This is a genomic window from Adlercreutzia sp. ZJ304, assembly GCF_011039075.1.
Lineage (GTDB): Bacteria > Actinomycetota > Coriobacteriia > Coriobacteriales > Eggerthellaceae > Adlercreutzia_A.
Genome location: NZ_JAAKEG010000010.1, coordinates 25,431 through 50,961, shown reverse-complemented (window position 1 = coordinate 50,961; position 25,531 = coordinate 25,431). Strand labels below are relative to the sequence as shown.

Here is a 25,531-nt window from a genome sequence, read left to right as displayed (position 1 = left end):
TCGACACGTATTCGCTTCGCGAATACGTAAAGACCTCAAGCCTTCGGCTCTCGACCCACAACAGCCCACTGGGCTGCTGTGCTCTCGCGGGGTTCGATCCTTGAAAGCTTCACAAAAATGAAAAAGAGCCGAACTTGTCGGCTCGAAAATTCGTGGTGGAGCATAGGGGGATCGAACCCCTGACCTCAGGCTTGCAAAGCCCGCGCTCTCCCAGCTGAGCTAATGCCCCACATATGTTAGCGAATGTTTCACGTGAAACATTCTTGCCCGTTTGCCAAACCGTTCAGTCTGACAACAGACCCACACTTTTAATAAACGCTCCACCGGCTAACTCGGCTCACGATGGAGCGTTTATCGCAAAATGGTGGGCCCGAATGGATTTGAACCAGCGACCTCACGCTTATCAGGCGTGCGCTCTAACCAACTGAGCTACGGGCCCTCAAAAAAGTGCTTGACAAGACTACCTCATTTCAGCAGTTCGGGTCAAGGAATTTTTATAAGAATATTACAGTAATGGCGTAAATTACCAACAGATGAACTGGATAATACGCATAAAAAAGCCATTTCATAGGTTTTCCGCGACTTCCGCGGTAAAAACATAGCATTATTGTTGCCGCCGTATAGCCAATTAATGCATACCCAATAGTAAGCATGTCGTTAGTGCGCAGTCCATTAAATAAAGTTACACACATAGGAACAAGCATGGTGCCAATTATCGTTATAAGATTTGCTCGTCTTTCAGTACGCAGCATACGCTTTTGTGCTGCGTGGTCAAAAACAGAAAGCTCATCACCTGAAATTTTTACATCGCGCAACACGCTAAACATATAAATTATTACTAACCCAGTAGTTGCCCAATCAAAATGCGCACTCAAAACTACTGTGCAACAAAGAGTTGCCAAAAGTCCAAAGCCTACTCCACACCTGTCGTTTATGCGCAAAATTCCCAAACCTATTAACAGCGTAAATAACACATTTCCACATGCCCCAAACAACAATGAATACGGAATTTGGGAAACAAGCGCAAATACAAAAAGACGTAATGCATACCTCTTTAAGCTTGATGTATGAACATAACCTTCGACCAGCAAAAACGCCATTATGGGAAAAGTAATGCCGCCCACAGCAAACAGTACAAACAATATTGGCAATGGCAACCAAGCTTCAAAAACATTTGCAACGTGATTGCACGTCATGGCAACAATGGCCACTATTTTTAACTCGAAACCAGTTATTTCTAAAGAATGTTTCACGTGAAACATTATAAATTCCGGCAGCTGCAACTAACCCCCACAGCACTTAGTTCAATAAGTACTTGCTATGGGTGTCCGCTACAACCGCCGGACTAAACACCGCAACAATTCAATACACTTGCTGGCGTTTTCTGCTTATATTCAGTCGTGCATCAAATTATCAAGCTAATTAATTTCCTCCACACCTGTTAAGCTAGCGTCCTCATCAACGGAATCGGTGTTTTGTTTTTTCTTGTTGCCAGTGTCGCTAATAGCTACCGCAGTTACTCTGTCGCCATCTGATATATTCATGCAACGCACACCCTGAGCCTGCCGCCCAAGTTCACTGATTCCTTTCACAGGAGTGCGAACTATAACGCCCTCTTCAGAGATAATCATTATCTCGTCGCTAGCTTCCACAATCTTCATGGCAACTAGCAAGCCTTTCTTTTGCGTCATCGTAATAGTGTAAACGCCCTGCCCGCCACGATGATGTTCGCTATATTCACTGACAGATGTACGTTTGCCGTAGCCTTTTTCTGTTATAACAAACAAGTCTGTGCCCGGACGCGCTATTTCCATGCCTAGCACATGCGCATCGGCTGGCACCATCATGCCGCGCACACCTGTAGCAGTACGACCCATTGCGCGCACTTCCGATTCATCCCACAAAATGGCTTTACCCGCGCTAGAAACCATTATGACTTTTTCGCCCTTCGCCACACGGCGCACCGAAATTAGCTCATCGTCATCATTCAGATTGATAGCAATTAAACCGTCGCGACGCGTTCTGTCATATAGATCCATAGCGGTCTTTTTCACAGTACCCTTTGAAGTGGCAAACATTAGGAATTCGTCGGCTGGGAATTCTTTAGTAGAAATAACTGCCGAAATAGTTTCACCCTTTTCCAGCGGCAACAAATTTACTATAGCTGTGCCGCGGGCATGCCGTGAAGCTTCGGGAATGTCGTACACATGCAGACGATAAACTTTACCTTTTGTAGAGAAGAACAGCATGTAGGAGTGATTAGTTGCCACAAACAGATGCTCAACGAAATCAGAATCTTTTAGGTTTACGCCTTGCATGCCCTTGCCGCCGCGCTTCTGCTGACGATAAGCTGTAACCGGCATACGCTTAATGTAGCCCGCTTCCGTCATGGTAACTACCATATTGTCGTCGGGAACCAAGTCTTCAACTTCTATATCGCGCGCTTCACCGGTAATGCGAGTACGGCGCGCATTTGCATATTTCCTGCGAATTTCAAGCAACTCATCTTTGATAACACCGCGCAGCAGATGCTCATCATCTAGCAAGCTTTTTAGATAGACAATGCGTTCGCGCAAATCGGACAATTCAGCTTCTATCTTTTCGCGCTCTAAGCCGGTCAAACGACGCAGACGCATTTCCAAAATAGCGTCGGTTTGGCGCTTCGTTAACCCAAAACGTTCGCGCAAACGCTCGCTTGCCTCTTTGTCGGTTTGGCTACTGCGAATTATATGGATAACCTCGTCAATGTTGTCTAAAGCAACTATGTAGCCTTCTAAAATATGTGCCCGCTCTTCCGCTTTTGCTAATTCATAGCGCGTGCGGCGCGTAACAACATCTATCTGGTGCTGAATGTAGTAATGCAAGATTTCTTTTAGCGACAACACGCGCGGTGTATTGTCAACCAAAGCCAGCATGTTTATTCCGAATCCAACTTGCAACTGCGTATGCTTAAACAGCTTATTCAGCACTACCTGCGGAATAGCGTTGGCTTTTAGATCAATGATGATGTCTATTCCGCGACGATCTGCAGCATCATGAATGTTCGAAATTTCAGGTAGTTTCTTCTCGCGCACCAGTTCGCCTAGTTTTTCTAGCAGGCGCTTACGGTTAACCTGATACGGAATTTCTTTCACAATAATAGAGCTGCGACCCGACTTCTTCTCTTCAAACACACATTTAGCACGCACGGTTATATTGCCGTGACCAGTTTCATATGCGTCAACAATGCCTTTTTTGCCCATGATTAGACCACCGGTTGGGAAGTCTGGTCCCGGCATAGCGCTCATTAGCTCTTCGGTGGTGACATCAGGATTATCCAACATAAGAATAGTCGCATCTATGGCTTCACCCAAGTTGTGTGGCGGAATATTGGTAGCCATACCTACAGCAATACCATTACTGCCGTTAACCAACAAGTTCGGGAATCGCGCAGGAAGCACCTTAGGTTCTTGCAGGCTTTCGTCATAGTTAGGCTGAAAATCAACAGTTTCCTTGTCAAGGTCGCGCAGTATTTCCATAGCCGGCTTGTCTAAACGCGCCTCGGTGTAACGCATTGCCGCCGCAGAATCGCCGTCAATGCTGCCAAAATTGCCGTGCCCGTCTACCAGTGGCAAGCGCATACTAAATGGTTGTGCCAAACGCACCATTGTGTCATACACCGCAGAATCGCCATGAGGGTGATACTTACCTATAACATCGCCCACTGTACGCGCCGATTTCATATGTGGCTTCGTGGGTAGATAGCCCGATTCGTTCATAGCGTAAAGAATGCGCCTATGTACCGGCTTCAAACCATCGCGAACATCAGGTAACGCGCGCGCGACAATAACGCTCATGGAATACTCCAAGAACGACTGTTGCATTTCCTTACCTAATTCCGCTATCTGCACATCACCAGTAACGGCAGTTTCTGCATCCGATAATTCGGCGCTTTCCTGCTCAGCAGCCTCTTTCTCAGTTACATCTGTTGTGTCGGGCGTTTCACCCTCGTGCTCTTCATTAAACATTTCGTTATCTGACATATTCTGCCTTCCTGCAGCATATTTCGTTGGTCTTTATATTTGCAGCAGTTACCGCTAAATATCTAAATAGCGAACATCTTTTGCATGGCGCTGGATGAACTCTTTTCGCGGCTCAACCTGTTCTCCCATCAATTCGCTTACCACGCGCTCGGCACGGGCAGCATCATCAATATTTACTTGCAAAAGTGTACGATTCTGCGGCTCCATCGTAGTTTCCCAAAGCTGCTCAGGATCCATTTCACCAAGACCCTTGTAGCGCTGCACGTCAAATTTGTCAGGGTCGGGAAGCGATGCCAAATAAGCCTTCAGTTCATCTTCCTTAAAGATGTACTTCTCTATCTTTACGTTGCGGGAATTTTTTTTCTTCAGACCATATAGCGGCGGACACGCAATGTAGATGTAACCGCGGCTGATCAGCTCTGGCATGTAACGATAGAAGAAAGTTAGCAGTAAACAACGAATATGCGCACCGTCTACATCAGCATCAGTCATTATGATAATGCGATGATAACGTGCTTTTTCAGCATCGAAATCTTCACCAATATTTGTGCCAATAGCGGTGATAAGACTGCTGATCGTGTCGGAATTTAGCGATCTGTGCAAACCAGCGCGTTCCACGTTCAGAATTTTGCCACGCAACGGCAAGATGGCTTGAAATTTACGGTCGCGCGCTTGTTTGGCTGAGCCACCTGCAGAATCGCCCTCTACAATGAATATTTCCGACAAAGATGCATCTTTGCTAGAACAATCAGCCAACTTACCCGGCAGCGCAAAGCTATCAAGCACGCCTTTCCTGCGCGTAGCTTCCCTAGCTTTACGAGCAGCTTCTCTAGCTTTTAGCGCTTGGCTTGCTTTTTGCACAATGCGCTTTGCTGGTGTGGGGTTTTCTTCCAAATATTCTGCTAAACCTTGCGTAACAGCATTTTGCACAAGCGGGCGGATTTCGGTATTACCCAGCTTGGTTTTTGTTTGACCTTCGAATTGCGGGTCGTGCAGCTTAACGCTTATTATTGCGGCTAAACCCTCGCGAGTGTCATCGCCACTTAGGTTGCTATCTTTTTCTTTTAGCAACCCTTTACTGCGCGCATAATCGTTTAATGTGCGCGTGACGGCTTGCTTGAAGCCATCCATATGAGTGCCGCCTTCGTGTGTATTAATGTTATTCGCGAAAGCCATTATTGATGTGCTGTAACTACTTGACCACTGCATTACCACTTCTACTTCGCCATCTGCATTTTCAGCTGCGAAATAGATAGGCTTGTTCAGAACTTCCTTGCCCTCGTTCAAATATTTCACAAAATCAATTATTCCGCCATCGGCTTTGAAGGTTTCGGTGCGCTCTTTGCCAAATCGTTCGTCGTGTAGGGTTATTTTCAACCCTTTGTTCAAAAATGCCATTTCGCGAAAACGATTAGCCAGCGTATCAAAATCAAACTCGGTAGTTTCAGTAAATATTTCTGGGTCAGGCCAGAACGTGGTTTTTGTGCCCGTGCCCTTTGCCCTGCCTATTTCGTGCAGTTTTGTAGCTGTTTTACCATGATCAAAGCCGATGGAATATTCCTTTCCATCTCGGCGGACACACACTTCCAACTTTGTAGACAGCGCGTTTACAACCGACACGCCTACACCGTGCAAACCGCCTGACACTTTATAACCTTCACCGCCAAATTTACCGCCAGCATGCAAAATGGTAAGCACAACTTCAACGGTAGGTATTTTTTCTTTAGGGTGTTTTTCTACGGGAATACCACGACCATTGTCGGCAACAGTAACGGAATTATCAGGATGAATCCAAACTTCTATTGTGTCGCAATAACCTGCTAGTGCTTCGTCAACAGAATTGTCCACCACTTCGTAAACTAAATGATGAAGCCCACGTGGACCAGTAGAGCCAATATACATACCTGGACGCTTACGAACTGCTTCCAAGCCTTCGAGCACCTGAATATCAGACGCACCGTAATTCTCCGGTTTAGCTGCCATTAACACGCTCCTATTTGTTTATGGGATTTGAGGCGTTTAGAGCGCCGTTTTCCAATTTTACCATACAAATAGTCGTTTTTTACTAATATGCTATCTTAAACGGCGAAATTTCAGCCTGTTTGAAGGGGTAATTTCACTATATGTGCATCTGAAATTGCTTTTTTGTCGAAATAGTCCATATTTGTAGTAGTTATGAATGTTTGAGAATCGCGTTGTAAATAATCAACCAGAGCGCTGCGGCGGTCGCCATCTAATTCACTCATTACATCATCTAGTAACAAAATAGGCAAAGTGCCTAGAAGGTCTTCTATTATTTCAGCTTCGGCAAGTTTCCAAGCTAATACAGCCGATCGTTGTTGACCCTGACTGGCAAATTTGCCAGCATCCATATCATTAATGGCAAATTCGATACGATCATGATTTGGTCCAACAAGTGTGCGCCCAGCATTTAATTCGGCTGCAGTGTTCGCTTCGACCGCTTTTTGCAAGTCTTCATAAGAGTTTTCTTCACTCATCCATGAAGAAATATACGTACCACTAAGCTTTTCTCCACCAGATATTTGTTGATATTTGCGCGTAATTTCAGGCTTAATTCTGGTGAATAATGCGTGTCTGTAATTCTCTAACTGCGATCCTACACGTACAAATAATTCATTTATCGCATCTAGCATGTTTTTTGCGCCGTCTTTAAGAAGTTTGTTTTTATGGTGCAGTACTTTTTCAAAATCTTTTTGTATAACATGATAATTTTTATTTAACTGAGCACCTAGTGCATCTAAAGAATCACGCCGTTTACCGGGAGAACCTTTTATTAGATTCAAATCGTCTGGCGTAAAAGCAACCGATGGAACTAATCCGCGTAAATCCGATGCTCGTTTTGCCTTACCATTCAACTTATAATGCCGCGCCTTCCCTTCAAGCGCGAGTGCAATTTCAAGTTCTCTATTCCCGTCGCTGGCTTTTATTTCAATTCGCGAATTAGATGCACCATAACGAAGCAGTTCCGCTGTTTTTGAACGACGAAAAGACTGCATAGATGTAAGCAGCTGTATCGCCTCTACAATATTGGTTTTTCCTATTGCATTAGGACCAACCAACACCGTTAGCTTACCCGGCACTTCAAGATGTAGCCGATTGTACGACCTAAAATCGCGCAAATAGATATCTGAAATACGCAACATGCGGACTACAAAAACTATATACGTACAGGCATTATGAGATATAAATAGTTTTCTGGTTCTTCAGCGCGCAAAATACCCGGTTTCATATCGGATTGCACTTCCAAATATACTTTTTCTCCGCTTATAGCAGACAGCCCATCTTGTACATACGAAGAATTAAATGCAATTTGCATATCTTCGCCTTCAATTTGGCAAACTATAGTTTCTTGCGCAGTACCAACATCAGGCGCAGAAACAGTTATTTGCGTAGTTTGCGATGCTATATTTAAATCGAAACGCATAGGTGCAGTTGATGAACTTAATAAAGCTGCACGCTTAACACTTGCTGCTAGTTCTTTCACATCTATTTGCGCGCGAGATGTATAAGTATTTGGAAGTAACTGCTTATAATTTGGATAGTTACCCTCGATACGTCTGTTAATAAATGTAACCGGTCCACATTTTGCAACTATTTGATTTTCCGCTAAAGCAATAGAAACATTACCTTCATTTCTTGGCAATGCTGCAATTTCATTCAGAAAATTGCCAAGAATAACTGCTTCAAAATCTTCGGCAGCAGAATCTGGCATTGGAATTTCTGTTATAGCAAGACGATAGGAATCAGTAGCAACCATTCGTAATACATGTTCTTCTAACGTGATAAGAACACCTGTTAATATAGCACGGCTTTCGTCGCGTGATACTACTCGCGAAACACGACGAACCATATCTTGAAATTGGATAAATGGAATTTCTAATTCACTATCGGTTTCTACGTGCGGAAAACCGGGGAAGTCTTCATAGTTAAGTGTACGTACTGAAAAAGATGAAGTATCGCATGTAATATGAGCGGTGTTATCAGACTCTTGAATACAAACAGCTGCATCAGCAAGATTTTTGACAATATCATTGAATAATTTACCGGGAACGACAGTTTTTCCGGGTTCATCTACTAGCGCCGGTAAAATATATTTCACAGAATATTCTAGGTCGGTCGATTGAAGTACCACTTCATCGCCACTAGCATCCAACATAATTCCAGATAAAACTGGTAAAGTAGAGCGTGTAGATACACCTTTTAGTACCACTGAAAGCGCATTTTGTAGTTCTGTTTTATTAATAGTGAATTTCATTCATGCTCCCTATATTGCTGAATTTATTTGTCATTATACAGTGCGAATATTCTTAACATATAGTTAATTCCGGCATTGCTTTATTTATAAAAATAACCGATTGATCTCAAAGGTTGGTCTTGTTTTTATTTCATATTTTACATTCAATATATATTTGAAATATCAAATTGCTGTATAAAAATATTGGCAAAAATAATTTTTTCAGAAAGTATTTTCATTTTTATTATTAATATCTCAAATAGTTTGAAAAATCCCGAAACTTTCAGTAAATTATGAAAAAACATGAAAATCTAAATAGTGTTATCGGTTTTATTCCTAGTCGTTCAATACTGAATTGTGGAAAATGTTGAAAACTTTTCTTTTAATTATCAAATTTGTGTAAAACTTTTAACTATCGCAGTTCTACCTTGTTTTTCTTTTATTTTACACTGTTGAAATCTTCGTGCGTACTTTTTATTTTAATTTAATTTATTGGTATCTAGCTGGGATAATATAATTACAATTCAAAAATAGAACATAATTTCGCTTGACGGGATTAGTTTATTGTACTCAAGATATAACTTAATATTTTTATAAGTAACTTAGCTGGGAAAACTAATTTTTCTAAAAAATCAAGCTAAAATCTAAAAAATATTTAACAATGCCTTATAAAAATTCATAGATTTTTTTCAACCGACTTAAATATTTTCCACTTTTTCTGAATTAAATGTTGAAAACTTTTATCGATCTCTATTTTTTCACCAGTATTTGATATATATTTCAGAAAAAGTGTCATACTTCTTTACCTAAAGTAATTAACTTGCTCTTTAAAGCGTCATTGAAAGGAGATGCAAAATTGGACTACTCTTTTGTACCTAATGCAGCGCGCATCGCCTTATATGACGATATGCTTAGTTCTCCTCAAATAATTGAGGTACCACCAGCTAATACTACTAATTTTATTGGAGAGTTATCTTCTCAAATATACAACTTATCTCGCCAAGCAGGTGGAGGTATTCCCTTCAGCGCCATAAAGCAAGTAACTGAAAATTTTATTCATGCAGATTTTCGCGAAATAGTTGTTTCTATTATGGATGATGGAAATACAATACGATTTACCGACCAAGGTCCCGGAATTAGCGATAAACAACGCGCACAACTTCCGGGTTTTTCTTCAGCAACTGAAGAAATGAAAAAATATATAGACGGAGTAGGTTCTGGATTACCTATTGTTCGAGAATACTTAGATGTAAAGCACGGCACACTTACATTAGATGATAATTTAAATGGTGGCTCAGTAGTAACGCTTAGTTTAACCCCTCAAAAAACTTCTAATTTTGAAAAGCACACACCAAATATACCTACAACAACTTCGCAAGTCTCTAATATACCTTCCGAAATAGTTTTATCTTCTCTTTCAAAAAGATCTCAACAAATTCTTTCGTTATTTAAAAATGAAAGCACTCTTGGAGTCCAAGACATATCAAATATGACAGATATCCCACTTTCAAGCACTCATTCCGAATTACGCAAGTTAGAAGAATCGGGAATTATTGAAAAACTTGGAAAGAAGCGTATTCTTAGTAATCTCGGACGTAATATTATTGAATCTCTCTAGTTTTCCACAATATAATCTTTCGGCTGGTATCATAATGAAAGCTAGAACAATAACTAAGAAGATGGATTCTTAAGCATGAATAGTGACACTTTAAAACAAAAATGGGCAAATGTTTGCCAACGTGTGGTGTCATACAATGATGTTGACAGTTTGCAATTTAGCGCACTGGCATCACGCTTACAGCCACAAGCTATAAGCGATGGATTTCTCATGCTTACAACTGAGAATGCATTTTTAAAATCGTGGGCTGAAAAAAGCTTTATAACTGCTATACAACGTGCATTACAAGACTTATACGGAATGCCTTTTATAGTTGTTGTTGAAATTGATGAAGTAAAAGAAGAACCAGTAGAATCAATATCTGTTGAACCTACTCAAGTTTCTCAATTATTTCAAGCGCAGAACATTAATCCTATTCCTAATCAATCAAACATTAATAATATAGGTGAAGAACCTAAACCTATAAGAACTACAATTAACACACCAAAATCTTCTCCTATTGAACCAATAAACGTACAAAATGTTTCACGTGAAACATTTTTACCGGTTGAATCAAATTTAAATGAAGATACAGTTGTTGATATAAGTTCAGCAAAACCAGATTCAGTACAACATGAGCAAGTATTATCTTCTCTTACATTTGAAAATTTTGTTATTGGTGAATCAAACCGCATGGCATATTCTATGGCAGTTCAAGTTGCGGAAATGCCGGGCAATACAGCACTTAATCCTCTATTTATTTACGGGAAAAGCGGGCTTGGAAAAACGCATTTAATGCGCGCTATACAAAATTATATAAATGAAACTCAGCCACACCTTCACACAATATACGTTGACTCCGAAGAGTTAATTAGCGGGTATACCGATGCGGTAGCTGAACACGATCGTGAAAAATCAAGTTACAAAAATTTTAAAACATATTACGAAGCTGCCGACGTATTATTAGTTGACGATATTCAATTTTTGCAAGGTAAAAAACAAACTTTAGATATTGTTTTCCAAATTTTTAATAAGTTAACAAATCAAGGAAAACAAATAGTTCTTTCCGCAGACCGCGCCCCAAAAAATATAGACATAGATGAACGTTATAGTTCTCGGTTTGTGCAAGGTGGCACAATAGATATTCAGCCACCTGAAGTTGAAACAAAACTTGCAATTGTTAAAAGTTATATAAATATGTACAGAAAATCTGAAGGAAATGAAAATCTTTCCATTCCTGAAGATGTGCAATTTTATATTGCAGAAAATTCTGGATCTAATATCCGAGAATTAAAAGGTGCTTTAACCATAGTTATTTATCATATTAATTTCTTACAGAGAGACACCATTTCAATTGGTGATGTAAGTCAGCTTTTAGAGAATCATTTTTCTGGGGGAATTCGCAAAAATCTTACTGTTGAAGATATACAAAAAGAAGTTGAGCAATTTTATAAGGTAAAACATTCTGACTTAATTGGTCCAGCACGTGATAGAGGAGTAACTTATCCGAGACAAATAGCTATATATCTTTGCCGGCAGTTATTAGATCTACCTTTTAATGATATAGGGAAGAAATTTAATCGTGACCATACGACCATCATGCATTCAGTTTCTAAAGTTGAGAAGATGATCATAACAAACAGAGATGTACAAGAAGAATTAGAAGCCTTAAAACAAATGATTAAAGAACTTTAATTTATAAATTTTGATACTTTCTTATCTACAGCTATTCCACATTAGTAATAAAAACAATCATAGTCTCTAACTTGAAAAATGTTTCACGTGAAACATTTTTCACCCGTTTTAACAGATTAAAATATCTTAAAAACTTAAATACTGGTGAATATATTTATGAAAACTAGCAATTTTTTCTACTTTTTTAATAATTTTTTGTGTAAAGATTTTTTCTATTAAAAATGCTGTGTATTTCAGCTACATTTTCTTAACCTAAATATTTGAATAAAATATCATATTTACACTGGTGATTTGCAACTTTTCACCTTTTAAACCGCCTTTATTATATTTATTATTTCTTAAAACATTTATATACCCCATCTAAATAATATCCACTTATCGAATTTCATTGACAGTTTTCGCAGGTGAGATATACTTTTCAAACTGCTCTTTTTAGAAAAGGATTCATAATGAAACGTACATATCAACCAAATAAGCGCAAGCGTGCTAAATGTCATGGTTTCCGTGCCCGTATGTCCACTAAAGGCGGGCGTGCAGTATTATCTCGTCGCCGGGCAAAAGGTCGTAAGCGTCTCTGTGTCTAAAATAATTGGAAACCATTAAATCAAACGCTGAGATTTCTAAGATATTTAAGGAAGGTAAGAAGTCATCTAATAAATATATTACGGTGATTATTTTTCCTAAAAATCTTGAAGAACTTAGCCTAAATGCAGATTTTGAACACGGTCTAAACGGCCGTGTTGCTTTTATTGCTGGCAGAAAAAATGGAAATGCTTGTTGGCGTAATCGCGCAAAACGTAGGCTACGTGAATTAACTAAACAGTTTAATGGTCCGTGGTCTGGTTACGATGTACTATTAGTAGCAAAACATTCACTTACAGAAGCTAATTATAGTAAAGTGTCTTCTACTATAAAAAATACACTGCAAGAATTAGGTTTGGTGGAACCGGGTGCGGAATAGAATTCCGAAATTTGTTAAAAATATTCCTATGAACTTAGCCATAGGTTTAATTTTGCTTTATAAAACTCTTATTTCACCTTTATTACCATCTTCTTGTCGTTTTATTCCGAGTTGTTCGGAATATGGATTGATAGCGTTTAGAAGATTTGGATTCCGAAAAGGTTTTATTTTAACTATCAAAAGATTATTACGTTGTCGTCCGGGTGGTCCTCATGGATATGATCCGGTTCCAGATATGTAAATTCATTAGAAAGGGATTAACCTACTATGTGGGAAGTTATCTTGCAATGGATATTTAATGTTATTGATTTTTTCTACGGTTTAGTAGGAGACTGGGGTTTATCTATAATTATTATTACGGTAATTTTCCGTATTCTTGTAGCACCCCTTATGCATAAGCAGGCTAAATCAAATTACAAAATGCAAAAGATTCAGCCCCAAATGCAAAAGCTACAGGAAAAATATGCAGGTGATCAGGTAAGACTTAGCCAAGAAATGCAAAAACTTTATGCTGAAGCGAAGTTTAATCCATTGGCTGGATGTCTTCCAATGTTATTACAGATGCCTATATTTCTTGCACTTTTTCAGGTTCTTCGGAATATTGGAGATTACATTCAAGGGGATCCGGGAGCTATTTCGTTCTATAACCTCGTTCCAAGTCTTACTCAAACACCAGCCGGTGCATTTAGTGAAGGAATTGGAACATTTGTTCCCTATTTAATTCTTATGATTATTTTTGCTGGTGCAACATTCTTCCCTATGATTCAACAGCAATTAAAGAATAAAGACAATAAAATGCGTAATCAAACTCTGATTATGGGAATTCTTATGTCTTTGTTTATGCTTTGGATTTCATGGGGTTCTCCTGCTGGTGTACTTCTTTTCTGGGGTGTTTCTTCACTTATTGGTATTGCACAGAATCAATTTACTCTTTCGAGATGTCGTAGAGCAGATGCTGCTGAAGAAGCAGCTGCAAAATTAGAAGTAAAACCTGTTGAGGTTGATGTAGTTCGTAAACAAAAAAAGCAACGCCAACATAAAAAGCATTAGTTTATTTTGATATGAATAATGTTTCACGTGAAACATTTTGGTTAATAAGGAGTTATGATGGCAGAAGAACAAGAATTTAATATTGAAGATGATATTCAATCTGAAGTTTCTGAAGAAGAATTAGATGAGATTGCTGATAAATCTATTACTATTCTGCAGAACATTCTAAAACATTTCAATATTGGTGAAGTTGTTATTGATGAATATGAAGGAGATGAAGGAGAACTTATCTTAGATATTACTGGAAATGATCTTGCAGTAATGATTGGTAGACACGGTAATACCTTAGATGCCCTTCAAACACTTTTTAATTCTATTATTATTCGTGAATTAGGTTATAGATATCCTATTGTTATCGATGTTGAGGGTTATAAAGGGCGTCAAAGACAAAAACTTGAATCTATTGCTAGGTCGTCGGCGAGCCGCGCTGTTACTCAACATAGGAATGTTAGCCTTCATCCTATGACTCCATATGAACGCCGAATTATTCATGTAACATTAAAAGATAATAATAAAGTAACTACTATTTCTGAAGGCGAAGGAAATACTCGACACGTTATAGTTATACCGAATTCAAACTAAGTTTTAGGTTGGTTTAGTGTTTCACGTGAAACATTTTAGCTATCAAAGTTAATTGTTTTACGTGAAACAATTTTTACTTAGAAATTAAAGGCTTTTTTTGAGCTAACCCTACACGTCTTGGTAATTGAATTGCTGGTTGTGTAACTTTTTCAAACACTATACATTCTCTGTAAGTTTTATCATCACTTAAAATATAACTTCTTTTTGATAAAAAACTCATTCCTGTTTCTTTTTTAATCTGCTTTGCTGATTTCAACTCTTCATCTGTATGTGATTTAAGACAAATAAGTCTTCCACCTATCTTTAAAAGAGGAGAAGCTAACTCTAAAAGAGATGATAAATTAGAAAGGGCTCTTGCAGTTAATACAGAAAATTCTTCCTTCTTTTCTAATGACAATTCTTCTATACGTTGATCACATACTGAAATATGTTCAGATAAACCTAAATCATTTAGTATTTGATTTATTGCTGCCATTTTCTTTTTTACTGAATCTATAAGGATTGTATTTCTTCCAGAAATTATTCCAAGAGGAACTCCCGGGAATCCGCCACCTGAACCCATATCTCCATATAAACCTTTAGGTGCCTCATTCAGCTCCTTTATAACAGCAAGAGAATCTTCTATATGAAGAAGTTTTGCTTCTTCGAAATTTCTTATATTCGTTAAATTAATTTTATTATTTATCAACAATACGGATCTTAAATATTGTTCAATTAAATCATTCATTTATATCTCCATATGTTTCACGTGAAACATTTTTAAGTATAAGTAGAACGATTTTACCTTATGAATAGATTCTTGTTAGATTTCTGTAAGTTTTATACAAGGTTTTTAATGAATTCATGCAAGATTTTTGTTAGATTCATGCAAGGTTTTTGCAAGGTCTAAACAAGATTTTTATGTTGAACCGTATTATATTTCTGTAAGGTTTGATTGCTACACTTTATATATCTGAGAGAAAGGATATATATGTGTAGTTCACATCGTCACATTATGGCTGAACGAGCCAAAGAATTACGGAATAATATGACATGGGCAGAAAAGAAATTATGGTACAAATTCCTTAGAGAGTATGAACCAAGATTTTGTGCACAAAAAGTTGTAGGAAATTATATTCTTGATTTTTACTGCAATAAAGTTAGATTATGTATAGAATTGGATGGAGATTCTCATTACAACACTCGCGCCATTAGATATGATGAAATTAGAACTTTATATCTAGAAATGGAAGAAATAGAAGTTCTACGTTTTACTAATACAGATATAAAGGAATCGTTTGAAGGGGTTTGCGTAACTATAGATCAGGCGGTTAAGAGAAGGCGTAATGATTTATCAAATACGTTATTTGCGACCTTACGCTCCAAACATTAAAAAATTGTTTCACGTGAAACAATTATATAGCTCTAATAACTCTAATAAATGTTTCACGTGAAACATTTATTAGAGTTACGTTTGATATACTCGTTAGAAACAGCCTTGAAGGGAGTTTTATATGGGGTTGCTTGATGGTCGTAAACGCAGTAGTTCTAAGTCAAACTCAGTAGAAGAAATTACAGATCCTATTGAAGATGTCGAAGTGGTTATTCGTGATATAACTCATCCACAGGAAGATATTTCTTCTCATCGTGAAATTAAGTCATATAAAGAAAAAAATCCTGTTAAAAGAGTTGTTGGACAGACAAAAATTATAGCAATCATTAATCAAAAAGGCGGAGTTGGTAAATCTACTACTGCGGTTAATTTGGCTGCTGCCCTCGGTGAACTAGGGAAACAGGTTTTACTTGTAGATTTAGACCCACAAGGGAATTCGTCTAGTGGTTTAGGAATTGAAAAATCTCTTGTTGATAGATGCATATATGATGTTATTCTTGCAGACTGTCCAATAGAAGACGTAATTATTCCAGATATATGTCATGGTTTAGATGTTGTTCCTGCCACTATTAACCTTGCTGGTGCTGAAGTTGAGTTAGTATCGGAAATGGCGCGGGAAAATAGACTTAAAGATGCTGTAGGTACTATGCGCGGCAAATATGATTTTATTTTGATAGACTGTCCCCCATCTTTAGGGCTTCTCACAGTAAATGCTTTAGTTGCTGCAGATAAACTACTTATTCCCATTCAATGTGAATTTTATGCATTGGAGGGTGTGACAAAACTTCTTGAATCAATGAAACGTGTCAAATCGCGCCTGAATCCAACTTTAGATATTTATGGTGTTTTATTAACTATGTATGACAGCCGTACCACTTTATCTAATCAAGTTGTAGATGAAGTTAAAGGGTATTTCGGAAGAATAGTTTTTAATACTGTTATTCCTAGAACGGTAAAATTGTCAGAGGCACCATCATTTGGACAACCTATAACTGAGTATGACCCTCGTGGAAAAGGTGCAATTGCTTATATGGAACTTGCTAAGGAAGTGATAGAACGTGGCTAAACCAGTGAGAAGTGGATTAGGTAGGGGATTAAGTTCTTTAATGGGTGGTCCCGTAGAACAGCCCCAAGAACGCACTACAAAACGCGATCAAGTTGAATATGAGGAAGATTTTGACTACGCGAATGTTTCACGTGAAACATCTACAGGTACATCTATGCAAAATTCTCAAGTTGAAATTATTAAAGAAAGCGTTAGAGAAGATAAAGTAGAGCCCAACTCATATTTGAATAAAAGTAGCGAAATTCTTTCAGAAAAAGAATTACTAGCTGCTGTTAAAAAAAGAATGGATGAAATACCTGTTAGTGATATATCTCCAAATCCAGATCAGCCACGAACCAATTTTAAGCAAGATGAATTAGAAGAATTAGCTAAATCTATTAAACAGGACGGATTATTACAACCTATTCTTGTAAGACCAATAGGTAATAATAAATATCAAATTATTGCTGGGGAACGCCGTTGGCAAGCGTGTAAATTAGCTGGTATAGATAAAGTACCTGTTCGTATTAAAGAAGTGGATGACGATAGAGCACTTGAATTAGCTTTGGTCGAAAATGTACAGCGTTCAGATTTGAATCCGATTGAAGAGGCTTATGGATATAAGCGTCTTATGGATAGAAAAAAGATGACACAGGCTGATATAGCTCAATCAATGTCAAAAGGGCGTTCGACGGTTGCAAATGCTTTGAGATTATTAGAGCTACCAGAAGATGCACAACAACTTTTATTTGAGGACAAAATTACAGCTGGTCATGCACGAGCTATCTTATCTATTCAGTCAAAAGAGGGTCGCGAAAAGCTAACTGAAAAGTTAAAAGAGAAAAAACTTACTGTTAGAGAAACGGAATCTTTAGCTAGACTTATGTCGTTAAAACCCGGCGAAAGAGCGAGAGAAAAAGATGTATTACCTCAAACTTTCAAGACAGTTGCTAAGGCTCTAAAAGATGTTTTAAAAACACCTGTTAAAGTTAAATCTTCTAATGGTAAAAACAAAATAGAGATTGAATTTAAAGATGAAACTGATTTAAAAAGACTATTTGAAGAATTGATAGCTACTGTTTCTTAACATTTAAAAAGCCATCGAAAGATGGCTTTTTAATAAGAGACAACATATATAAGAGTAAAATGTTTCACGTGAAACATTTTAATTACTTACTTTAAATACGATTACGTTTTAATTGTCCACATGCTCCAGAAATATCAGAGCCTTTAGAATTGCGTATAGTTGCCGAAATATGATTCAATTCTAATTCTTTAATCCATGTTTGAATAATTTTCATTGGAGAGCTTTTTAGGTCCGCATTAATTGTATTAAGAGGAATTAAATTTACGTGGCAAAGTAATCCTTCACAGAAATTTATAAGATTTAAAAGATCTTCTTCGCCATCATTTAATCCGTTAATCATTAAATACTCAAATGTTACACGGCGATTCTTTATATCAATATAGTTTTGGATAGAATTTTTTAATTTAGATAATGGTTGATTTTTCATTGACGGCATAAGTAGATCACGCTTAGATTGTATTGCTGAATGAAGTGATATAGCTAATGTAAACTGTTCAGGTTCTTTAGCAAATTTATTAATACCATCAATAATCCCACAAGTTGAAACTGTAATATGTCGTGCGCCAATAAGGAAACCTTTATCAGTATTTAAACGGCGTAATGCTATAAGTAATTCGTCATAATTGAGGAAAGGTTCTCCTTGTCCCATTGCAACCACATTGCTAATACGTTGATTAAAATCTTTATGTATAAAGGTAACTTGATCAATAATTTCTTGAGCTTTTAAATTACGAGAAAAACCTTCTTTACCAGTTGCGCAAAAAATACATCCCACAGGGCATCCTATTTGTGTAGAAAAACAAACAGTAAGCCGTTTATTAAAATTTTGTTGGGTGATGCTTTGATCAGCCAATTCTTCTTGAGTGTTAAAAGATTCAAATTGATCTATAGAAACATCATTTGAAGAAGTTGAAGGGATTCCAACAGTCTCTGTAACTAATCCATCCGATAATTGAAGTAGATATTTTCGCGTTCCATCTTCAGATTGAAGACGTTCTATAACTTCGGTTTTAGAGAGTGGAAAAATTTGAGAAAGCTGCTCCCTTAAAGCTTTTGGAAGATTTGTCATTTCGTCATAAGAAGAAACATTATGAGTATGTAACCATTCATAAATTTGTTTTGCGCGGTATTTTGGTAAACGCAATTGTGTAAGCGTTTCTTCAAGTTCTTCTAAACTGTAAGAATAAATATCCATAAGTTCATTATACAAAAATGTTTCACGTGAAACATTTAATATTGCTTTTATAAATTAATTTGGTTAATACAGAATTGTGAGAGTTGCCTAATTTGTTTCACGTGAAACAAAAAGTTAATTAAATTGTGTTCAGATAAGCGATTAGGCTTTGTTATACTTCCACCCAAATGTATAACCCAAATGTATAAGTGATGTTGAAAGTAGAACAAATGTATGATATAATTAACCCAGAAAATATAAGAGTTGCTTTATTAGCGGGCGGAAATAGCAGCGAACGCGAAATATCTTTAGCATCTGGTGATGGAGCTCAAAAAGCATTAGAAGATGCGAATTTTAATGTAGAGCGATTAGATCCAGCTCGGAAGGAAGATCTAAAGCGTTTAATAGACGGGGGTTTTGATGTAGCGTTTTTGTGTCTTCACGGTCGTGGTGGTGAAGATGGTGCGTTGCAGGGATTTTTGGAGACTGTTGGACTCCCTTATACGGGGTCTGGCGTTTTGGCTAGTGCGGCGTGTATGGATAAAACAGTAGCAAAGCTATTTTATAAAGATGCAGGAATTCCCACACCGCAATGTGCTGTTATAAAGAGGGCTGATGGGTTTGATATAAAAGAAGTATTACAGAAGGTTAGTGGTTGTAATGAAAATGGATGCAAATGTGTGATAAAAGCGGCTTCAGAAGGCAGCTCTGTTGGGGTATATATCGAAGAAGGAGCTACTGCTATTGAGAATGCGATAAATAATGCATTTGAATATGACGATACAGTATTAGTAGAGCGCTATATCAATGGAACTGAATTAACAGTAGTAGTTCTTGGCGATAAAGATTTAAAGGCGCTGCCCATTATAGAAATTGTGCCAAAAAATGAATCGTACGATTTTGAAGCAAAGTATGCACTCGGTGGGTCGGAACATATTTGCCCAGCTAGGATAGACGAAGATATAACTAAAACCATTCAGCGTTTTGCGATGTGTGCGCATAAGGTGTTGGGGTGTAGTGGGGTTTCTAGGACCGATTTTATATTGGACAAAAATGGACAACCATGGGCGTTGGAAACAAATACGCTACCCGGAATGACGCAAACATCTTTATTACCGGATGCAGCTAAAACGGTGGGTATTTCTTTTCCAGAGCTGTGTACCGGGTTTATAAGAGATGCTTTAAACCGTGCATAAAGCATGTTAAGTTTGAACCATCCGTTTTAGGTTAGGTATAAAAATACATCCGGCGTCGAAAAGTGCGACTTATTAGAACGACCCATTATATTCGGTGCAGAAAAAGCACGCTGCATTAAAAAGCACGCTGCATTAAACTGGGCGTTGAGAATGTGTACTTCATTAGGGTAGACGTTGATAAAAAAGCGCTGTATCAAGCTATATGCTGAGAAAGTGCGCCTTATTAAGCCAAGCACTAAATTACGCACTAAAAAAGCACGACTTGAGCCCAAAAATAAGTACAGTAACTAAAGCTAATAGGAAAACCCAGCTAACGACAAAACATCCTTTGTTTCCAGTACGTCCCGTTTCTATTAGCTTATCTGTGATAGATCGACGGCTCTTTACAATGGCGGTACCCTTTGTTTTTTCAGGCATACTAATTGTTTGGGTGGGAAGCCATTCGCCATTACTTTCAATAATGCGAGCAATAGCATCATTTCCAAGGTTTACAGCTATACGTGTTCCATCAGCCATCATTTTGGAAACGTGTTTTATAAATTGCCCAAACGCATCTTCGCAAGATTTTGCGTAACATATAATTGCTACTTGTCCCCAATAATGACCCTCGTTAGGATGATCTGTAAACGCAACAAAAGATAAAACTGCGCGAGTTTCCATCTCTCGTGCAGCTGCAAGGCTAATTTCGCGTGAAACCGACGGATCAAGCATGCCAATACGCTTACCAAATCTATTAACAAGCCATGCGCAATGTTTTCCGCCATCTAATTCACAAACAATATCAAGTACATCACCAATCATATTGTCGGCACCTAGCAATTGCCCAGCATCTTTTTTCGATATAGTCTGAAAGTCAGCGTATTTGCCGAAGTAGTCGCTCAAATTCGCTCCGTTCTATAATGGTTAGGAATGCGGTTCATATTAGAATAGCATGCACATAGAAAACGCAGCAGCAAAACATAATAAACAGGCGCATTGTATGCCGCATAGTGCATCAGTCTGTATTAGATACAAAAAGGTAGGAAAATGCTAACATGCCTCATAAAATAGCGAAATTCATATTGGACGGCACGTCCCCCGCAATTATAGAGCGCTATGCATCGCTTATAGCAAATGCTGAAAATGCTGACTATGGCGAATTCGATCGCAATATAGTTGTTATAGATACGGAAACTACTGGGATTTCGGTGCGTAAAGACGAATTAACCCAAATAGCCGCCGCCCGTATTGAACACGGCATAATAACAGATTGGTATATAACCTTTGTTAATCCGGGCATGCCAATACCTGACGAAGTAGCACATCTTACAAATATTCACGACAGTGATGTGGAAGGCGCTCCTGACCCGCAAACAGCTTTAGCTGGATTAGTGGAATTTGTAGGGGATGCAAAACTTGTTGCTCATAACGCTGCATTTGATCGCAGTTTTACAACAAAACATCCAGCGGGATACCCTTTGCTTGAAAACATTTGGATTGATTCGTTGGAACTGGCGCGCATAGCACTGCCGCGCATGAAATCACATCGATTGATAGACCTTGTACGTGCATTTGATGCTCCACTGTCTACTCATCGTGCTGATGAAGACGTTGCAGCAACATATGCGCTATATCGATTGTTGTTGGCAGCGGTAGAAGCTATGCCCGCATCGCTTGTTCGAGAAATCGCTCAACTAGCGCCGCCTACAGAATGGCCAACAGGTATTGTTTTTGCTTATTTTGCGAACAAGGCACAAAAGAACAATTTGCAAAACAAAAATACGCCCAGTCCAGCTAATTCAACCACCCTTAATATAGGTGAAGCCAACGACGAATCGCCGCATATCGAACCATTTTCGCTCAAACAAGAACGCCAGAATGTGGCACGGAAAATGGGTAAAGCTAAAAACGATGCGGCAACAATGATATCGGCAGAATTGGCGCAACGAGCAGGCATAAACGTACCAGAGGTTTTAGAATTTCCCACTAAAAACGAAATAGACGAAGCGTTCTCTGAAACCGGCATTATTGGTACTATTTTTGAAGACTACCACCAAAGAGATGAACAATTGCAAATGGCGCAAGCTGTGCGAACGGCGTTTGCTACTTCTGATAATTTAGTGGTAGAAGCTGGTACTGGTGTTGGTAAATCTATGGCATATTTGGTGCCAGCAGCGCTTACTGCTTTACAAAACAACATAAATGTTGGAATTGCTACAAAAAGTAATGCTCTTTTGGATCAGCTGATTTATCACGAACTGCCTGCCCTTTCTGAATCGTTGCAAAAAACCACTGGAAAAACTCTGACATATGCCCCACTAAAAGGCTTTACTCATTATCCGTGTTTGAGGAAGGTTGAACGCATTATGCGCGAAGGGGCGCGCATGGTAGCTGTGCAGGGTGAAGAACACACGCAGGCTCCAGCCATAGCAGCGCTGCTTTCGTTTATTCAGCAAACTGAATACGATGACATGGATTCTTTAAAAATAGATTATCGCCTGTTGCCACGGCGCACCATAACCACAACAAGTCACGATTGCATGCGTCGAAAATGTCCATTTTTTGGTGCGGCATGTTTTGTGCATGGTCAGCGTCGTAAAGCGGAAGCATCCGATATAGTAGTAACAAATCATAGCCTGTTCTTTTGCGACATAGCAGCAGACCACGGACTGTTGCCTCCAATACGATATTGGGTAATAGATGAGGCTCATAGTGCCGAAATGGAAGCCCGCCGGGCTTTGTCGTTGGAATTGGCGGTAGACGCGCTTAACAATTTAGCAGCTAGGGTGTCGGCTGAAGAAAGCGCACGCAATGTGTTTGTTCGAGCAGAACGCAACGTAATAGGTCCTGCCAACACAGGCGAAAATATGTCGGCTACAGCTGCTGCGGAAGCATCGCAAGCCGATTTCGGCACTTTGTTTTATGCGTTAACTTCAAAAGCGAAGGATGCTGGCAGAAAATTTTCGCAAGCGGAAAGTGAATTTGCTTCCCATGTTCGCGACCTTCTTTATTTTGACACACAGAAAAAATCTAGTTATGAATACGTTGACTTGTGGATTAATGAAGAAATGCGCCGCAGCGAAGTGTTTCAGAGCTTAATTGCAATGGCTCAAATTTTGATTGACGCTTCCGAAAAACTTGTAAATGTATGCCAAGAGCTTGTTGGCTATATGGAAGATGCACAAGGCGCTGCTGTGGTACAGCGCGAAATTGCATCTGTTGCTTATGAGCTAAAAGATGTCATAACTGCAGCTGATGCTATTTTCGTGCATCCATCGGAAACATATGTGTATTCAGCCAATTTAGCAAGAAAGCACGATCGCGGCGGCAGCACTATAACGGCACAGCTATATAACGTAGGCGCTAAATTAGACGAAACCCTTTATGTAGACACACATTCTGTGGTTTTTACATCTGCCACACTTACTGTTGCTGATTCTTTCAGACCTTTTATGGAAGCGATGGGTCTAAACACTTCTCCTCAGTCGCAGGCAAAAACATTGGCTCTAGGTTCTACATACGACTTCGATTCAAACATGACAATATATGTACCCAACGATTTGCCTGACCCTACAGCTACAGCGTACATTCCACAATTGTGCGAATTGCTAAAGGAATTGCATGTGGCGCAGGGCGGCTCAATGCTTACTCTTTTTACTAATCGCAAGGAAATGGATACTTGTTTTGCGGAAGTGGCTCCACATTTAAAAACCGCAGATTTGCGCTTAGTTTGTCAGCGCTGGGGGGTTTCAGTAAAAGGTTTGCGCGATGATTTCCTCTCCGACGAAACACTTTCGCTTTTTGCGCTTAAAAGTTTCTGGGAAGGCTTCGATGCGCCCGGCTCTACACTACGCGGTGTCGTTTTGCCCAAACTTCCTTTTTCGAAACCAAGCGACCCGCTTTCGTGTGAACGCAGCGCTCGCGACGATGCGGCTTGGCGAAAATGGGTGCTGCCTCAGGCGGTATTAGAAGTAAAACAGGCTGTAGGTAGGCTAATTCGAAAAGCTGAAGATGAAGGAATAGTGGTATTGGCTGATACGCGTCTGCTGTCAAAAGGTTACGGGAAAGTATTCCTAAAATCGATGCCAAGTTGCGATGTTCGTATAATGCCAACCGCAGAAATAATTAAGGAAATAGCGGTACGGAATCGCTAAGATATACGGAAAGACTAAGTCGCGAAGACATGTTTGGTAATAGAAAAAAGTCAGGTGATGTAGGGCATATCAAGCCTAGTACCCAAGGTACATCGAACGAAATATCGTTCAGTGTTTTGCATGCAAAAAGTAATGCTGTTGCGCAAGATCAGGGCTCTCCTGCACGTCCGGCTTGGGAACTTCCGCAAGAAGAGTTAAACGCGCGTCGTACAAAACGACGTCGTGGCAGGCGGCTTATGGCAGCAGCAATAACATTGGCTGTGGCTGCGATAGTGGTCGTTGTGGCTTCTATTGTTGTGGTAAACGTGCAGCGCCAGTTAGACCATGTGGCATATACGAAGTCTGTTCTTCAAAAAGTTCTAGACGAATGCGACCAGCTACAGCCGTTTAACGATTCAATTAACGATGCTTTGGTGCAAAACATTGGCACTAAGCCATATTCCGATCTTGAGTCGGACTATAAAACCGCACAGACGCAATCAAGCCAACACGACAAACGCCTTCACGACCTAAAATCTGAAATAGAGGATGCGCAACAATATCTAACACTTCCTGCAGACAAAGAAGCCGCCAATCAGGGGTTAGCGGCTATAAATGCGCAGCTTAATTTAATACAAATGGCTGCAAGCGACATGGAGTTTGCGCTGCCAGCCCAAAAGGCTTATTCAGATGCGGAAAGTGCCGTAGGCGATATTCTTCATGCGAACGATTTGGCAAGAGAAGCTACTGAGCTAACATCAAATATAAATGCCGAAAACGCGGCTGCGTCGAAAGCGAAGTCGGAAGAATGTCTAGCAGCTTTACAGACAGCTAGTGAAAAATTAAATTCCGTGCAAAATGAAGTGTTAACGCTGTCGAATGCGGCAGAGTCAACCGATTCTCAATCATCAACGGGGTCTTCCGAAGACGAAAACAAACAGCAATCCGAAGCATCAGCTGAGGATGAAGGTGAGCAGCAACCCGAAGCATTAACTGATAACCAAAGCGAACAACAGCCCGAAACACCAGCCGATCCCGATGCGGTTGTTTCGACATATATAGAATATGTCAATTTGCGCATTAAAGCTCAGGAGTCTGCCATAGCCTCTATGCAGGCTTATATCGATCGTGACAAAACCACTCTTCAGCAAGCTAACGACACATATAATCAATTGGAAACCCAAGCAGCATCGCTAATGGCTGAGCAAACCTTGTTGCCGTCGGACGATGTATCGGCGGCTTTTAACAAAGCGCGAACCCCATATGTTGACCAATGGAACTCTGAACTAGCGCGCGTAACGGTGGCATGTTCTGCCATTCGCGATTATCTATCATAAATTTGGGTTCATTTTAGTGTTAGCGTATACTGTGTGGTAATTGTGT

21 protein-coding genes and 2 tRNA genes are annotated in these 25,531 nt (G+C 39.3%); 13 read left to right on the top strand and 10 right to left on the bottom strand.

Annotation, left to right across the window (positions count from 1 at the left end; genetic code table 11):
* Window positions 1–153 precede the first annotated feature (153 nt).
* From G7Y46_RS06710 to dnaN, 7 genes are all read right to left on the bottom strand, one after another.
* Window positions 154–229, bottom strand: a tRNA-Ala gene (locus G7Y46_RS06710).
* A gap of 133 nt (window positions 230–362) precedes the next feature.
* Window positions 363–439, bottom strand: a tRNA-Ile gene (locus G7Y46_RS06705).
* 55 nt (window positions 440–494) lie between these two features.
* Window positions 495–1,262: a TraX family protein gene (locus G7Y46_RS06700; RefSeq protein ID WP_165253462.1), complete on the bottom strand. Its 768-nt coding sequence runs from the start codon at window positions 1,260–1,262 to the stop codon at window positions 495–497.
* Between the two features lie 156 nt (window positions 1,263–1,418).
* Window positions 1,419–4,022 (bottom strand): DNA gyrase subunit A, encoded by a 2,604-nt coding sequence (gyrA, locus tag G7Y46_RS06695; protein ID WP_165253460.1) that lies wholly within the window; start codon window positions 4,020–4,022, stop codon window positions 1,419–1,421.
* Between the two features lie 54 nt (window positions 4,023–4,076).
* Window positions 4,077–6,005 carry a DNA topoisomerase (ATP-hydrolyzing) subunit B gene (gene gyrB / locus G7Y46_RS06690; RefSeq protein WP_165062730.1) on the bottom strand — a complete coding sequence of 643 codons (1,929 nt, stop codon included), beginning with the start codon at window positions 6,003–6,005 and terminating at the stop codon, window positions 4,077–4,079.
* Window positions 6,006–6,115: 110 nt separating this feature from the next.
* Entirely contained in the window at window positions 6,116–7,186 is a 1,071-nt protein-coding gene (gene recF, locus G7Y46_RS06685) for a DNA replication and repair protein RecF (RefSeq protein ID WP_165253458.1), read from the bottom strand.
* 14 nt (window positions 7,187–7,200) lie between these two features.
* Complete coding sequence (dnaN, locus tag G7Y46_RS06680; protein WP_165253456.1) at window positions 7,201–8,298, bottom strand: DNA polymerase III subunit beta; 1,098 nt, start codon at window positions 8,296–8,298, stop codon at window positions 7,201–7,203.
* Window positions 8,299–9,133: 835 nt separating this feature from the next.
* On the opposite strand from dnaN, the gene G7Y46_RS06675 reads away from it, so the two are divergent.
* The 7 genes from G7Y46_RS06675 (at window position 9,134) to G7Y46_RS06645 (ending at window position 14,162) form a co-directional block, all read left to right on the top strand.
* Window positions 9,134–9,895: an ATP-binding protein gene (locus tag G7Y46_RS06675; protein ID WP_241156050.1), complete on the top strand. Its 762-nt coding sequence runs from the start codon at window positions 9,134–9,136 to the stop codon at window positions 9,893–9,895.
* Window positions 9,896–9,970: 75 nt separating this feature from the next.
* Window positions 9,971–11,569: a chromosomal replication initiator protein DnaA gene (gene dnaA / locus G7Y46_RS06670; RefSeq protein WP_165253454.1), complete on the top strand. Its 1,599-nt coding sequence runs from the start codon at window positions 9,971–9,973 to the stop codon at window positions 11,567–11,569.
* Between the two features lie 449 nt (window positions 11,570–12,018).
* Window positions 12,019–12,153 carry a 50S ribosomal protein L34 gene (rpmH, locus tag G7Y46_RS06665; protein ID WP_165062734.1) on the top strand — a complete coding sequence of 45 codons (135 nt, stop codon included), beginning with the start codon at window positions 12,019–12,021 and terminating at the stop codon, window positions 12,151–12,153.
* A gap of 5 nt (window positions 12,154–12,158) precedes the next feature.
* Window positions 12,159–12,530: a ribonuclease P protein component gene (gene rnpA, locus G7Y46_RS06660; RefSeq protein ID WP_165253452.1), complete on the top strand. Its 372-nt coding sequence runs from the start codon at window positions 12,159–12,161 to the stop codon at window positions 12,528–12,530.
* 28 nt (window positions 12,531–12,558) lie between these two features.
* Window positions 12,559–12,771, top strand: a complete 213-nt coding sequence (gene yidD, locus G7Y46_RS06655) for a membrane protein insertion efficiency factor YidD (protein WP_206214129.1) — start codon at window positions 12,559–12,561, stop codon at window positions 12,769–12,771.
* 26 nt (window positions 12,772–12,797) lie between these two features.
* A complete protein-coding gene (locus tag G7Y46_RS06650; protein ID WP_165253450.1) occupies window positions 12,798–13,580 on the top strand; it encodes a YidC/Oxa1 family membrane protein insertase in 783 nt (260 codons plus the stop codon).
* Between the two features lie 57 nt (window positions 13,581–13,637).
* The gene (locus G7Y46_RS06645; protein ID WP_165253448.1) at window positions 13,638–14,162 is read left to right on the top strand and encodes a R3H domain-containing nucleic acid-binding protein; all 525 of its coding nucleotides are present in this window, start codon (window positions 13,638–13,640) and stop codon (window positions 14,160–14,162) included.
* A gap of 73 nt (window positions 14,163–14,235) precedes the next feature.
* Here G7Y46_RS06645 and rsmG read toward each other — a convergent pair whose 3' ends face one another.
* A complete protein-coding gene (gene rsmG / locus G7Y46_RS06640; protein ID WP_165253446.1) occupies window positions 14,236–14,889 on the bottom strand; it encodes a 16S rRNA (guanine(527)-N(7))-methyltransferase RsmG in 654 nt (217 codons plus the stop codon).
* A gap of 243 nt (window positions 14,890–15,132) precedes the next feature.
* Between rsmG and G7Y46_RS06635 the strand changes: the two genes are divergently transcribed.
* The 3 genes from G7Y46_RS06635 to G7Y46_RS06625 all read left to right on the top strand — a co-directional run bounded on the left by G7Y46_RS06635 (window position 15,133) and on the right by G7Y46_RS06625 (window position 17,666).
* Complete coding sequence (locus G7Y46_RS06635; RefSeq protein WP_165253444.1) at window positions 15,133–15,534, top strand: endonuclease domain-containing protein; 402 nt, start codon at window positions 15,133–15,135, stop codon at window positions 15,532–15,534.
* A gap of 121 nt (window positions 15,535–15,655) precedes the next feature.
* Entirely contained in the window at window positions 15,656–16,600 is a 945-nt protein-coding gene (locus G7Y46_RS06630) for an AAA family ATPase (RefSeq protein WP_165062740.1), read from the top strand.
* Window positions 16,593–17,666 (top strand): ParB/RepB/Spo0J family partition protein, encoded by a 1,074-nt coding sequence (locus G7Y46_RS06625; protein ID WP_241157083.1) that lies wholly within the window; start codon window positions 16,593–16,595, stop codon window positions 17,664–17,666. Before G7Y46_RS06630 ends, G7Y46_RS06625 begins: the two co-directional genes overlap by 8 nt.
* A 91-nt stretch (window positions 17,667–17,757) precedes the next feature.
* Here the strand turns inward: G7Y46_RS06625 and rlmN are convergent, their stop codons facing one another.
* Complete coding sequence (gene rlmN, locus G7Y46_RS06620) at window positions 17,758–18,861, bottom strand: 23S rRNA (adenine(2503)-C(2))-methyltransferase RlmN (protein WP_165253442.1); 1,104 nt, start codon at window positions 18,859–18,861, stop codon at window positions 17,758–17,760.
* Window positions 18,862–19,070: 209 nt separating this feature from the next.
* On the opposite strand from rlmN, the gene G7Y46_RS06615 reads away from it, so the two are divergent.
* Window positions 19,071–20,036 (top strand): D-alanine--D-alanine ligase, encoded by a 966-nt coding sequence (locus G7Y46_RS06615; protein WP_165062742.1) that lies wholly within the window; start codon window positions 19,071–19,073, stop codon window positions 20,034–20,036.
* Between the two features lie 240 nt (window positions 20,037–20,276).
* Here G7Y46_RS06615 and G7Y46_RS06610 read toward each other — a convergent pair whose 3' ends face one another.
* On the bottom strand, window positions 20,277–20,918 hold the full coding sequence (locus G7Y46_RS06610) for a hypothetical protein (protein ID WP_165253440.1): 642 nt from the start codon (window positions 20,916–20,918) through the stop codon (window positions 20,277–20,279).
* Window positions 20,919–21,070: 152 nt separating this feature from the next.
* Between G7Y46_RS06610 and G7Y46_RS06605 the strand changes: the two genes are divergently transcribed.
* Together G7Y46_RS06605 and G7Y46_RS06600 are read left to right on the top strand one after the other, a co-directional pair.
* Window positions 21,071–24,169 carry a helicase C-terminal domain-containing protein gene (locus G7Y46_RS06605; RefSeq protein WP_165253438.1) on the top strand — a complete coding sequence of 1,033 codons (3,099 nt, stop codon included), beginning with the start codon at window positions 21,071–21,073 and terminating at the stop codon, window positions 24,167–24,169.
* Window positions 24,170–24,198: 29 nt separating this feature from the next.
* Window positions 24,199–25,485, top strand: coding sequence for a hypothetical protein (locus G7Y46_RS06600; RefSeq protein WP_165253436.1), 1,287 nt, complete (start codon window positions 24,199–24,201; stop codon window positions 25,483–25,485).
* Window positions 25,486–25,531: the final 46 nt, after the last annotated feature.